This is a genomic window from Paenibacillus oryzisoli (assembly GCF_050467285.1).
GTDB classification, from domain to species: domain Bacteria; phylum Bacillota; class Bacilli; order Paenibacillales; family NBRC-103111; genus Paenibacillus_E; species Paenibacillus_E oryzisoli_A.
The window spans coordinates 34,753-47,661 of the sequence record NZ_JBCMUN010000013.1; the positions used below are offsets into that span (position 1 = coordinate 34,753).

12 protein-coding genes are annotated in these 12,909 nt (G+C 52.1%); all 12 read right to left on the minus strand.

From position 1 onward, the window contains the following. Positions 1-12: 12 nt before the first annotated feature. The 12 genes from ABE504_RS22365 to ABE504_RS22420 all read right to left on the minus strand — a co-directional run bounded on the left by ABE504_RS22365 (position 13) and on the right by ABE504_RS22420 (position 12,907). Entirely contained in the window at positions 13-1,164 is a 1,152-nt protein-coding gene (locus ABE504_RS22365; RefSeq protein ID WP_430092861.1) for a hypothetical protein, read from the minus strand. Continuing rightward, positions 1,161-1,913 (minus strand): glycerophosphodiester phosphodiesterase, encoded by a 753-nt coding sequence (locus tag ABE504_RS22370; RefSeq protein WP_430092863.1) that lies wholly within the window; start codon positions 1,911-1,913, stop codon positions 1,161-1,163. The genes ABE504_RS22365 and ABE504_RS22370 overlap by 4 nt, the downstream gene beginning before the upstream one ends. Positions 1,914-1,932: 19 nt before the next feature. Then, entirely contained in the window at positions 1,933-2,763 is an 831-nt protein-coding gene (locus tag ABE504_RS22375; protein WP_430092865.1) for a carbohydrate ABC transporter permease, read from the minus strand. Between the two features lie 10 nt (positions 2,764-2,773). Beyond that, complete coding sequence (locus ABE504_RS22380; protein ID WP_430092867.1) at positions 2,774-3,718, minus strand: carbohydrate ABC transporter permease; 945 nt, start codon at positions 3,716-3,718, stop codon at positions 2,774-2,776. Between the two features lie 84 nt (positions 3,719-3,802). Next, positions 3,803-5,128: an ABC transporter substrate-binding protein gene (locus tag ABE504_RS22385; RefSeq protein ID WP_430092869.1), complete on the minus strand. Its 1,326-nt coding sequence runs from the start codon at positions 5,126-5,128 to the stop codon at positions 3,803-3,805. Positions 5,129-5,404: 276 nt separating this feature from the next. Next, complete coding sequence (locus tag ABE504_RS22390) at positions 5,405-6,163, minus strand: MgtC/SapB family protein (protein WP_430092871.1); 759 nt, start codon at positions 6,161-6,163, stop codon at positions 5,405-5,407. A gap of 17 nt (positions 6,164-6,180) precedes the next feature. Further along, positions 6,181-7,854, minus strand: a complete 1,674-nt coding sequence (locus ABE504_RS22395; protein ID WP_430092874.1) for a glycerol-3-phosphate dehydrogenase/oxidase — start codon at positions 7,852-7,854, stop codon at positions 6,181-6,183. Positions 7,855-7,985: 131 nt separating this feature from the next. Beyond that, complete coding sequence (locus ABE504_RS22400; protein WP_430092875.1) at positions 7,986-8,543, minus strand: glycerol-3-phosphate responsive antiterminator; 558 nt, start codon at positions 8,541-8,543, stop codon at positions 7,986-7,988. A gap of 54 nt (positions 8,544-8,597) precedes the next feature. Then, on the minus strand, positions 8,598-9,371 hold the full coding sequence (locus tag ABE504_RS22405; RefSeq protein ID WP_430092878.1) for an HAD-IIA family hydrolase: 774 nt from the start codon (positions 9,369-9,371) through the stop codon (positions 8,598-8,600). Between the two features lie 221 nt (positions 9,372-9,592). Next, entirely contained in the window at positions 9,593-10,435 is an 843-nt protein-coding gene (locus ABE504_RS22410; protein ID WP_430092881.1) for a helix-turn-helix domain-containing protein, read from the minus strand. 47 nt (positions 10,436-10,482) lie between these two features. After that, complete coding sequence (locus ABE504_RS22415) at positions 10,483-11,172, minus strand: phytanoyl-CoA dioxygenase family protein (protein ID WP_430092884.1); 690 nt, start codon at positions 11,170-11,172, stop codon at positions 10,483-10,485. Positions 11,173-11,320: 148 nt separating this feature from the next. Then, positions 11,321-12,907: an extracellular solute-binding protein gene (locus tag ABE504_RS22420; RefSeq protein WP_430092886.1), complete on the minus strand. Its 1,587-nt coding sequence runs from the start codon at positions 12,905-12,907 to the stop codon at positions 11,321-11,323. Positions 12,908-12,909: the final 2 nt, after the last annotated feature.

The window sequence follows — 12,909 nt, forward strand, 5'->3', positions numbered from 1 at the left end:
ACATCGATCCGCCTACTCACGCCATGGCAAAATATGAATACGGTCCAGCGCGTAGGTCGAAGACGTCATGTACTTCGTTGCGCCGGATTCGAACAAGATATGCAAGTCTCCGCTGTGTTCAAAAATGCCTTCCGCCATGGGCGGAACCACCATCTTTTTCCCCTTGTCCTTGCTGTCCAGGAACCAGACGGGCACATCGGCTTGCCCCAGTTTTACCGTCGCATGCGGCGCTTCCGATGCCGTATGTTTGTAACGGGTAATGTCGCTGATGCTGTTTCTGCCGTAAGACTGACTGAGCCACACGCCATCCGCATTCAGATACATCCCCTGCACGCTGTCCGGCAGGGACAGAATAAGATCCGGTGTCAAGGCGGCGCCCGCCGTCTCACCCTTCAGGGCTACCGGCATATCCGTCGCAGGGTCCAGCTTGTAGCCGACGGCCCACGCTTTATGCTCTTTCCCGTCCCGATTCGTCATATAGTGCGAAGCATCTGTCGGATAGCTGGTGCCTTGTGCAAATTCACCCGCCCAAAGCACGCCGTCGGCGTAAGCATTGAACGAAGCTCTCGTACCGGTCGAGACAAGACCCTTGAACACAAGTTTGCCGGTCTCCCCAGCTTTCAGCAGATCATCTTTCGGAAAATAGTAGAGATTGCCGTCTGAGGAAAGCCAGACATATTTGGAAGAAACGGCAACCCCGCCAGCGTGGCCAGTGTAAGGCGTCGCGGCGTCCTTATACAATTCAAGCGCTTTCACAAGCTTGCCGCTCCCTGCATCCACCACGGTCAGAAGTCCGGACTTACCCTCCTCCCGATAATGGGAGATGACGATCCAGTTCTTCTCTTCCACATAGGCCATGCCTTGCGGGATCGCATTTTGCTTGAGTGCCGGGATAATCGGCCCCTGCTTGCTTTGCGCCAGAAAATCTTTGATTTCCGGCATATCCACGCGGATTTTGATGCCCGCTTCTTCTTGGGTAATTCCCCCCAATGCATTCACCTGCTTCGCTGTGGGTTCCGTCGCTTTAGGCACGGCGGTCAATGCAGCGGTCGGCGCAACACTCCCTTGCGCCGCCGCCACCGTTTCCCGCTTTTGACAGCCCGCCACGGTCAGCGCAATTAAACTTGCCGCAAGGACAACGCAAGAGAGCTGAGCGATTCTCATTTTTTCACCTCTGAGGGCACACCCTGGTCGGCCAGGATGTCGCGCAACCGGCCCGGGTAATCCGTAATGATGCCCGAAGCGCCGTAGGCAATCGCCTTTCTCATTCTTTTCTCATCGTTAATGGTGTATGGGTACACTTCGATTCCCTTGCTCTTCGCTTCGCGGATATCTTCGCGGTTAATGCGTTTGAAGTTCGGATGCAAGGAGTACACAGGTACACCGAGCCCCGTCGCCAAATTCACATGGCTTCCCGGATTAAAATCATACAGGAGCCCGATCTTCGCATCCGGCAAAAGAAGCTTCAGGAACATCAAGCTTTTATGATCGAAGGAGGAGACGACGACATTGTGCACGCGGTCCTTCTTCTTCATTAGCTCGACCAGCGCCGGCTCCAGCTTCCGATCGTACGAATCTTTGATCTCCACATTGATCATGATGTCTGGAGGCACAAGGTCGAACACCTCTTCCAGCGTCGGAATCCGTTCCCCTTCAAAGCGCGTATCGAACCAACGGCCCGCATCCGCCTGCTTTAACTCGGCAAGCGTCAGCTCATGGACGACGCCTTTTCGATCTGTTGTGCGATCAATCGTAAAATCATGAATCACGATAATTTCGCCGTCCTGCGATAAATGGATATCAAGCTCAATGGCATCGCAGATTTGCTCAAGCCCGAGGCGGAAAGCGGCCAGCGTATTTTCAGGAGCTTCTCCTTTGGCTCCGCGATGAGCGATGACTAATGGTTGGTTCATACGATCCGTTCCTCCTCACCTATTTAAAGGTCGAATTGGCCATGGCAGCCACAATGTATTTTTGCGCGAAAATAAACAGTACGACGATTGGCAAAATAATCAGGATACTCGCGGACATGATGATGTGCATGTTCAATGCTTCGTCCCCGGCAATCGAGTCGCGCATCATGGAGATCCCGACAGTCAGGACGCGCATTTTGTTGGAGTTCGTCATAATGAGTGGCCAGAAGTACGAATTCCAGCTGCTAATAAAGCTGATGACAGCCAGCGTCGAGACCGTCGGCATCGCCATCGGCGTCAATATTTTGTACAGCACCTGGAACCGGCTCGCACCGTCTACCCTCGCCGCCTCGATCACATCGTTATTAATGGAGCGGAACATTTGGCGAAGCAGGAAGATGCCGTACGCAGAAGCAGCATGCGGGATAATCAACGCATAATACGTATTAATCCAGTTAAGTTTGGACATGAGGACATAGACAGGCACGAAGACAACTTGCTCCGGGACGATAAGCGCCGCGAGCACGAGGGCGAACAACTTGTCTCTGCCCGGAAACGTCCCCTTGGAGAAAGCGTAGGCCGCCATAAGTCCGATATTGATTTGCAAGAAGACAATGCCTACCGTTTGAACAACCGTGTTGAGCGTAAAGCGGTAGAAAGGAAAGGCTTTAAAGGCGGAGGCAAAGTTACCCCACATTGCCTTCTCCGGCCAAAAGGTCGGCGATGCCAGTCGGAGCTCCGACGGTGCTTTTAAAGCGGTAATCAACATCCAGTAAATAGGAAAAAACATAACCAGCGTAATGAGAATGGCAACAGCGACACGGGTAGTATGCAGCAGCGGATTTTTCATATTCTTCTACCTACCCCTCGTAATGAACTTTCTTCTTGGACACATACATTTGAAGCATGGTCAGCAAAATAATAATGAAGAAGAAGATAATGACCAGCGCGGAAGCCCGGCCTGTTTTGAAGTCTGTAAAGGCCATTTCGTAAATCCAGTACACCATCGCTTTGGTCGATTCCAGCGGTCCGCCGTTCGTCATAACGTCAACGGATTGGAATACCTGCATGGAGGAAATGAAGTGCGTCACTACAAGGAACAAGGTTGTCGGCGACAGCAGCGGTACGGTGATTTTCCAGAATTGCGTCAACTTCGATGCGCCGTCGATGCCGGAAGCCTCATAATATTCAAGTGGAATGCTTCTTAATCCGGAGATGAAAATGATCATCGTAAAGCCGACGCCTTTCCATACCGCGACCGCAACCAGCACCCACAACGCAGTCTTCGTATTCGTGAGCCATTGGATCGGTTCGAGGCCGAGCCATGTCATAATGCTGTTCATTAGCCCGTAATGGCCGTTGAAGATCCAGAGGAAGATCATAGAAACGATAACCATGGAAACGTAGTGCGGCATGAAAATGACGGCCCGCATGAAATTGAAAGTGCGTGAAGCATAATTGAACAGCAGCGCGAGCAGCAGCCCCAGACCCAGCGTCAACACAACGTCCGCAATCGTATACGTAAAGGTCACTTGCAACACTTTATAGAAGGTCTTGCTGTGAAACAAATATTCATAGTTATCGAACCCGATGAATTTCTTCGTCGGCTTCGTCATATTCCAGTTTGTGAAGCTGATAAACAGCGAGTTGACTAATGGATAATAAATAAAAACAGCCAAGATCACCAATGCCGGAACAGCAAACGAAAAATCTTTCAAATAGTCTCCCCACCGGGAACGGGAACGTGTGGTCACGATACCGTCGACTTCGTGGTGGAGCTGGCTCTGCCTTTTGTCTGTATTCATGGCCTATCCCCTTTCACATCCTCCAAAGAACTGCCATGCAGAAGGCTTTCGCCTTCTGCACGACATGCCGCTGGCAGCAAGCCTTTAGCTTTCATCCAAGATCGTATTGATTTCCTTCACGGCATCTTTCATCAGCGGTTCCGGATCTGCATTCTCCAGAATCATTTTGCCTACGACTTCCATGTATTTCTTGCTGAATTCTGTATATGCCGGATGCTGCGGACGTCCTACGACGTTGTCGAAGTTATCGAATACCGCTTTGTATTGCGGCAGCTTGGCGAAATACGCTTTGCCTTCGTCCGTGTTCAGCACCGATTTGTGCGTAGGCAGGTAACCGGTTCCCTCAGCCCATTTGATGTTGTGCTCGGCATCCGTCATGAACTTGATGAATTTCCAAGCCGCTTCCTTCTGGTTCGCAGGTGCGCCATCCATCATAACGATACCCGCGCCGCCGATATGCGATTTGCGCTCTTTATCGCCAGGAATGAAGGATACGCCGACTTCAAATTTCGCATTTTGCAGATACGTTTTGAGTACCGCGGAAGTGTGCTGTACCATGGCGATCTTCTCGTCCAGGAACATTTGTCTCATTGTATCCGAAGCGCCTTTGCCGTAGCCCATGTGCATCGAGCCGTCTTTGAGCCACTTGTTGAAGTTCTGGATCCAACGCAAGCTGTCAGGCTGATCCAGCAGAGATTTCGTTTTCTCCGGATTCAAGATAGCGCCGCCGCCGTTCGAAATCCACGGATCGTAGTACCATGTATCCCAACCTGGGACGGAGAACGCGTACCGTGTTGTCTTTCCGTTTTCTTTCACGGTTACTTTCTTGTTGAAGTCCTCGATGTCGGACCACTTCTGAGGCGGTTGAACGCCCAGCTTATCGAGCAGCGTCTTGTTGTAAATCATCACGCTTGTGCTGACGATCAGCGGGAAGCCGTACTGCTTTTTGTCATATGAATACGCTTGCAGCATCCCTTGAGAGAAGTCGTTCATATCCACTTTATCCCGTTTGATGTACCCGGATAAATCCGCGAATGCACCGCTGTCCGCAAAGCTTGGCAAAGCCGATACTTCTACGTTGGTAACAGCCGGAACTTCTTTGGCCGCGATGGCCGCTTGCAGCTTCTTCTGAAGATCCGCATAAGCGCCCTGGAACACCGGCTCGACGGTAATGTACGGATACTTCGCTTGGAAAGCGGCGATCATATCGTTAACCGCGGGCATCTGCACTTCGGCGTGCGAGTGCCAATATTGAATCGTTACCGGCGTTGTATCTTCAACTGCGGGTGGAACTGAAGCCACCGCTTCGGTGTCCCCGCCGCCGTCTCCACTGCTGCTGCCGCAGCCAGTTAGTGCCGTCAGTGCCAGGGATGAAACCGCCAAAATAGGTAACCATTTTTTCCTCTTCATGTACAAAAACCCCTCTCCGGATTATATCGAGTAGAATGAATGGCGTCGTTCCTGGACAAGATGGGCACAAAAAAGGAGAGCACCGAGCAGACAAGAAACAGAAGGGCCGCACAAAGCTATGCACGGTCCGTTCGTCTCTTGGGCTGTCTCAGTGATCTCCGCACCCAATCGTTTGGAACGAAATAAAGCGTTTTCTTAGTGAAAGTATGTCATACCTGCGGGGGCTGTGTCAACCATTTTGTTCAATGTACTTTTTGCCAATCCCGCTTTTCTCAGCTAGACCGCATAGGTTTGATTCATGCGTGCAGCGCCGCTCAGCTGCAGCCCTTTGGACTCCAAGGAAATAATATCACTGGATTTCAAAATACTGTCAACCGCTTGCAGCAGTGCTTCCGTATAGCCGTTTTTCAAATGAAATCGAAGCTCCATCACCCCTTCCGCAGTGCCAGAAATCTCCATCATGCCTTCCGCCTTCATCTGAACATTCACAACCTGAATCCCTTGTTCGCCAAAATGCGTCGCAATTGTCCCCAAAACACCCGGTTTGTCGACAATCTTAATCACAACCTCCTGGGTTCGGCGGTTGCGCATCACGAGCTTTTCCCACTTGTTCAAGACGAACAAGCTCAGCAAAACCATGACCGTTGCGAGCACGGCACAGTAAAAGAAACCTGCGCCGACGCAAAGGCCGATCGCGGCAACAACCCATACGGAAGCAGCGGTCGTGAGTCCGGATACCGTGGCTCCCGTTCGCATAATGGTTCCTGCTCCCAGGAACCCGATCCCGCTGATAACCTGCGCAGCCAGGCGCGCTGGGTCCGTTCGCACGTTAGGTTCCGTGACGAACTGTGAAAACCCGTAGATCGACAGCAGCATGATGGCGGTGGAGCCGATGCAGACCAGAATATGCGTCCGCAGGCCTGCCGCGTGGTTGCTCCACTCCCGTTCAAGGCCGACAAGCCCGCCAAGGGTTACCGACATCAGGATGCGGATCGTTAAATCGAAATAGCTAATATGCCAAATGCCAGCCGTCATAACAGTCACCCCTAGTTTCAGATTGCATGATCATTCGCCGGCAGCTCATAGATAGACTGGAACAACGCCTCGACTGCCGCGCGCTGCTCCTGCATCTGGCTCTCGCTGTAAAGCAAGCGGTCAGCTACCAGTTGGAGCACCGTTTCGGCGTATTTCTCGGCCTTCTCAAGCCGGAAATAGGACCATCCCGTATGCAGTCGCAGGAAATCGACAGCGGTCACCGTCATTTCCTCTTCTAAGCTGTAGAGCAGCTGTGCGTAGACACATTGAACGTCCGGAAGCGGCGAGACCCGTCTCGCGGCAGGAAGCAGCTCCACGATCCGCAGCGCGTTCGTCCCATAGGTGTCCACCCATTCCTGCATCGTCGCTCGATCAACACCTTGCGCGGCGCCAAGCTTCAGCATCGCCTGCTTCCAATCTTGAAAGGAACCTGTCCCCTGGTTCTCCCCGCCGCTAACCGTGATCGTATCCGTGCTGCACGGCGCGAATGTCCTGCCCGCTGCATTCGTCAAATTGTGCGCGACGAGATCCACGACCTTTTCCGCCATTTTACGGAAGCCGGTCAATTTGCCGCCTGCAATCGTGATCAGACCGCTGTCGGAGACGAAAATCTCATCTTTTCTGGACAATTCGGACGGTCCTTTGCCCTCTTCATAAATGAGCGGCCGCAAGCCCGCCCAGTGAGAGCGAATATCCTTGACCGTCAGTCGGACGCTCGGAAACATGGCGTTGACCGCCCGCAGAATGTAGTCGCGGTCCTCCTGCGTCGTTCTCGGGTTGTCGATCGACTTGGTGAACGCCGTATCCGTCGTCCCGATATACGTCGCCTCGCCGCGCGGGATGACGAACACCATCCGGCCGTCCGGCGTATCGAAATAAGCCGCTTGCTTGACCGGCAGCTTCGCATAATCGACAACGAGATGAACGCCTTTGGTCAGGAACAGGCGCTTCCCTTTCAAAGAGCCGTCGATTTCGCGCATTTTATCCACCCAGGGCCCCGCCGCATTCACAATATGCTTCGCGTAGATCGCGTAGGTCTGCCCGTGAATCCGGTCCTTGACGGTGACACCGACCGCCTTGCCATCCCGGTAAATAAACTCGGTCGCCTCCGCATAGTTCACAATGTCGGCGCCGCGCGCGTAGGCCGTCTTCATAATGTCGATGGTTAGGCGGGCATCATCCGTCCTGTACTCGAAATACAGGCCCCCGCCCTTCAGGCCGTCCTGCTTCAGCAAAGGCTCCTGCAGCGTGGTCTGGCTGCGTCCCAACATCTTTCTGCGTTCCTTGCGCGCCACGCCGGCGAGCCAATCGTAGATATACAGGCCGATGGAGGAAGCCAAATAGCCGTAAGTGCCACCCTTATAAACCGGCAGCAGCATAGGGGCTGGAATGACAAGATGCGGAGCATTTTTATATAAAATAGCCCGTTCCTTGCCTACCTCCTGCACCAGCTTCACATCCCCCTGCTTCAAATAGCGGAGCCCGCCGTGAATGAGCTTGGTCGATCGGCTGCTCGTGCCGGAACCGAAATCGTTTTTCTCGATCAGCCCGATTTTCATGCCGCGTGTGACGCTATCCAGCGCAATTCCCGCTCCGGTGATCCCTCCCCCGATGACAAGTACGTCCAGTTCGGACTGCTCCATGCTCTTCAAAATTTCACTGCGGCTCTGCGCCGAAAATGTCGCTCTCATCGAAAGTCCCCCCATGTCTGAAAAAAATAAAAACCGCTTTAGAAAAGTGCGCAAAAATAAAGATCGCACTTTTTCCAAAGAGGTTTCTCCTCGTCTCTCCCGCTTGGAATCAGCTGATGTATGGATTTATGTTAGTGCCATAAGTCGGATGCCCCTGCGGACACCGCCAGTGCTCCCGCCTCCAGCGCCTCCGCAATTTCCTTCTGATTGCCGACTAAGCCGCCTGCAATAATAGGAAGCGAAGTCATGTCCGTCATTTCCCGGATAATGCGCGGCATGATGCCCGGCATGACCTCAATCGCATCGGGACCGCTTTGCTCAGCCGCCTTAATGCCTCGATGAACCGCACTTCGGTCGATGAGAAAAATACGCTGGATCGCCATAAGCCCCGCTTCCTTCGCTCCGCGAATGAGATGGCTTTTGGTCGAAATGACGCCGGTCGGCTTAATGACTTGCGCGGCATAAGCCACACCGCTCTTGTCGGAGGCAATCCCTTCAATAAAGTCCATATGAATGAACACATGCTTCCCGGCTTCCTTCAGCCGATCAACCAACTCTTTCAGATTAAAAATGGATCCGACAAGCAAAAATACAATATTCGCCGGGCTTTGAATCGCCAGCTCGAGATCTTCTACTTTTTGAACAGCCGCAATGGTTTGATGTTCTACAAGATCAACAATCGGATACACGTTATTTCCCACCTTTCGTCGATGTTAGAACATTATACCACGATTTTTTATAAGTTATAGGTCGATGACTTCTTTGATACTGGGAATGATATACGCCGGGCGGTACGGCGAGTTCTCCGCCATTTCCTTCGTGGCGACGCCCGTCAGCACCAGGACGGACTTCATGCCGGCATCGTTGGCCATCTTGATGTCGGTCTCCAGCCGGTCGCCGATCATAAAGCAATCCTCGAACGGCAGGCCCAAATGCGCGGCGGCCTCTTCCGCGGCAATCAAAGACGGTTTGCCCACAACAAGGTCGATCGCTTTGCCTGTCGCCACCTCCAGCGCGGCGATAAATGTGCCGGTGTCCGGAATCTGGCCGCCGTCCAACGGACAGGTCGCATCCGGGTTGGACGCGATAATGATCGAGCCCCGGATCGCCGCCTGATACACGCTGTTAAGCTTATCGTACGTGAACTGACGGTCCCACGAGAGCACAACGTAGCGAGCTTGCTCGCTATCTTGCGTAAGCGGAACGCCGTTCGCCTCCAGCTCTTCGATAATCGGCTCCTCGCCGATCACAAACACCAGCTCCCCCGGCTGCAGCCGCCGGTTCAGATACTTCGCCACAATCTGCGAGGAATTGAGCACCTCGTCCAGCGTGACCGGAATCCCCATTTTCGATAGCTTTTCCACATAAGATTGACGGGTTGCAATCGGTTTATTCGATAAAAATACGACTTTGTCGCCCCGTGAACGCAGCGTCCCAATCGCTTCCGCCGCGCCTTCAATCGTTCTATCCCCCAGGTACACGGTACCGTCCAAATCAAACACATAGCCTTTTGCCATCGCTCTCACCCTCGATTCATGAAGACTGAAATGATGTCCGGCCAGACGCAGGCACGCAAAAAAAGACCCTATCCATGTAAACACACTCCGCCAAAACATGGCAGAATGTGATTACGGATAAGGTCTTCTCCTAGACTCGCGCCTAAACCGTACATTCATCGTTTGTAGGTTAACTATAAAGCGGTTACATCGTTCTTGTCAAGCGGGAAAATTTTGGCTGGTTACAGCTTCTGCGATAACTTCGCATAGGCGGAAGGCGTCATGCCGGTAATCCGCTTGAACACCCGGCTGAAATAGAACTCATCCTCATAGCCGACCAGCTTCGACGTTTGCGCCAGCGTCTGCCCTGCGCCTGCGAGCAGCTCCTTCGCCTTAGCCACCCGCAGACGAATGATGTAATCCTTCGGCGAGAAGCCGGTGAGCGCCTTGAACTGCCGCGAGTAGTAGCCTTCGCTGAGCCCCGCCAGCTTCGCCAGCTGCTCGACCATCAGCGGCGCCTGGATGTGATCCGCAATATACCGGCACGTGTACTGAATCGCCGAATCCGCGTCGCTGCTGTATTGTTGATCGTGCATTTGATCAATGAGCGAAAGCCACAGCTCCCTGAATGCCAGTTGGCAGCGATATTGCGAAAGTGGATCGTACGCATGCCATAGCTGAAACACGCGGTCGAAGCCTCGGCGCACTTCGGCCGCCCGAAGCGTCGGCAGCATGCCACGCAAGGGGGCCAGCCAGCTGTCCGGCGCGTGGACGATCCAGTCCTGCTTCTCTTGATAGCACAGCCGATAATCGAAGCGGATATGGTAGATTTCCACATCCTCTTGCTCGGAAATCGCCCATTCGAACGTCGTCTCCGGAACGAAAAGCATGACCGCGCCCGGTTCCAACGTATATTGAACCTCATTCATCTTATAGAAGCCTGAGCCTCTAACGATGTAATGTATCGAATGAATCGTGTGGCTGTACGGCGCTTGGTACGTCCCGGCTGGCAGGATCGTATTCCCGGCGAAGGTGATCGCAAACACCGATTTATGCAAATGATGGGCTAGTTGGCTCGCGTTCACTTCTCCACCTCATCTCTCCTATGCGCTAACCAGCCGTGATTCGTTCGTTACGCCGGCCGCAGCACGATATGCTGCTTGCCTCGACCGAGCGGCACCGTCGCCTCCTGGTACGAAACAATGAACGCGCGCCTTACGTGATCCGTTTCGTTGCCTTTTGAGGAATGCCAGGTCAGCGCGTTAAAAAGCAGCATCGAGCCCGCCTTCATCGGCACAGGCTGCGCGGTGGATAAATCCACCTGCTCTTCGACCAGCGCCTTCCGGCAGGTGCCGTTATTTTGAACCGTGTAGGGCTGCAATCCTTGCTTATGGCTTCCAGGAACAATCCACAAGCATCCGTTCCGCTCGTCCGTGTCCTGCAGGGGCACCCAAATCGACATCCTCGTGTCGCTGTTCACCACTTCCGTGTAGTAGGCATCGTCTTGATGCCAATGACACACCGACGGACTGTGCGGCAGCTTCGTCAGCAGCTTCGAGGAAAAGATCGCAATCCCTGGCTTCACAATGTCTTCAAGCAAATTTAGAATGCGATCGTCATGCGCGAATTGTTTCGTCTTATCTGTCAACATCGCCAATTGGTACGTAAATCCTTCATGCTCACCCGATGGCTGGGCCGGCGATTCGCAATTGTCCAGCTCTTGGTTAATTTCACTTAAGACGTCCACCGAAAAGAAATCGGGAACCACCACATAACCAAGCTCATCATACTGCTTCTTCTCTTCTACCGTCAATTTTCTCACCTGAATCACTCCTCTTGTCAGTGCTTGCATGTATTGTAGCACCGGGCTTTGGGGGCCTACCATGGAGAAATATGATAAGAAGACTGGACAAATCTGATGTGGGAAAACCCTCACCGAAATCCATTTTCTGCGCATGCTGCGCTCTATCCTAGTTGTTTACTCGTGCCAATGCCTCATTGTAAATCTTCTCCATTTCAGATGCGCCATTTTCTTGGCATTGCTGGATGAAGCTATTCCACTCATTCAATGCACCATCATTCATAATGAATTTATCCATATTGAGCGTTAGGAAAGCATCTAATTGCGTGCGGAGCTGCTTCAGCTTTTCCCGTTCCTTTTTATTAAAAGGCGGGTCGTTCACTTCTCTGAAATTAATACCGTCAGCTAAATCCTTAATCGCCTTTTCGGACCATTGGATGAGATCCGATGAAGAAGGCACGATGGGATGATCGTCAGAATTCAGCGCATAGCCGAGGTACCCGGTTCCAAGCGCGGATTGCATCGCACGGAAAGGATCCTGTTTATCCTTGAACTTCATTTTCGTGGCTTCCGACATTTGATACTCGCCGTTCACTAGCGTGTAATCGACGTTCTCTACGCCGAAGCTGGTCAAGTTCGTTCCCTCGTCTCCATACATCCAGTCGATCAGCTTGATCACTTCCTCAGGATTTTTGACCTTGGCGTTGATGGCGTACAGTTCCCCCATATGATCAAGCTGATAAACATTATTGCGTTTAACCCCCTGATTGCTAGCCATGACAGGCAATAATTCGAATCTGGCGTTCGGCTCCCGAATTCGGAGCGCTTTGTTGAAATTGACACCAAAGCCGTTGTTGTCCTGATAAAAGAACGACTTGCCTGTGCTTAATTTTTCCTGCCAGGCTTGCGAGGTGGCTACGGAATAATCCGGATCCAGCAATTTTTCTTTGTAAAGCTTATGAAGATATGTAATGGCATCCTTGAATTCAGGCGAATACGGCCCAAATTTATACTGCTTCGTTGTTGGCTCATAATAAATCTTGTTCCCAGTGATATTGGTGTACCCACTGCCAAAACCGAAAGCGATCGGATTGATCAAATTTTCCGTCCCTGTTTTGCCATTGGCTGCGCGGCTAGTAAAAGGATAGGACTCAGGATAAGCTTCTTTCAGCTTTTTGAGGACTTGATACAGCTCTTCGTAAGTTCTCGGCGTCTGTAAGTTAAGCTTGGCGAGCAGATCCGTACGAATCATCGGAAGCTGACCTGACTGAACCGTCCATTTGGTTAGCAGCGGAAAACCGTACAGCTTATCATCGACCTTCGTCTTATTAATCTCGGGCTTCTGCTTCATCAGCTTTTGGAAATTGGGCATCTTCTCCAGATAAGGCGTGATGTCTAGAAAAATCCCCGAATCCGCATAGTTCCAAAGATCGTTCTGGTTGACCATGATCACGTCAGGCAACGTGTTTGTAGCAATAAGCGTCTTCTTTTTGTCCTCATAATTGCTTTGCGGCACACTCTGTAATTCCAGCTTCACATTTTTCCTTTTGAGAATCTCTTGTGAAACGACTGAATTCGGGTTCAACGCCTGAGAAGAATGCTCATATCTCATCCAAGTAAGCGTTCTCTGGTTAGCAGAAGATCCTGTTGCGTTGTCCGACATGGATGGATTGTCCTTGCTGCAACCTGCCATAAGACTTCCCACAAATACCAGTGAACAGCAAGCGGTCAGCATTTTTCTACGATTAATAACCACGT

Bases quoted from the DNA above. Each gene is read 5' to 3' on its own strand.
- ABE504_RS22395 (WP_430092874.1), bottom strand. From the start codon at position 7,854: ATGAGAGCGACATTTTCGGCGCAGAGCCGCAGTGAAATTTTGAAGAGC.
- ABE504_RS22365 (WP_430092861.1), bottom strand. From the start codon at position 1,164: ATGAGAATCGCTCAGCTCTCTTGCGTTGTCCTTGCGGCAAGTTTAATT.
- ABE504_RS22375 (WP_430092865.1), bottom strand. From the start codon at position 2,763: ATGAAAAATCCGCTGCTGCATACTACCCGTGTCGCTGTTGCCATTCTC.
- ABE504_RS22405 (WP_430092878.1), bottom strand. From the start codon at position 9,371: ATGGCAAAAGGCTATGTGTTTGATTTGGACGGTACCGTGTACCTGGGG.
- ABE504_RS22370 (WP_430092863.1), bottom strand. From the start codon at position 1,913: ATGAACCAACCATTAGTCATCGCTCATCGCGGAGCCAAAGGAGAAGCT.
- ABE504_RS22385 (WP_430092869.1), bottom strand. From the start codon at position 5,128: ATGAAGAGGAAAAAATGGTTACCTATTTTGGCGGTTTCATCCCTGGCA.
- ABE504_RS22390 (WP_430092871.1), bottom strand. From the start codon at position 6,163: ATGACGGCTGGCATTTGGCATATTAGCTATTTCGATTTAACGATCCGC.
- ABE504_RS22380 (WP_430092867.1), bottom strand. From the start codon at position 3,718: ATGAATACAGACAAAAGGCAGAGCCAGCTCCACCACGAAGTCGACGGT.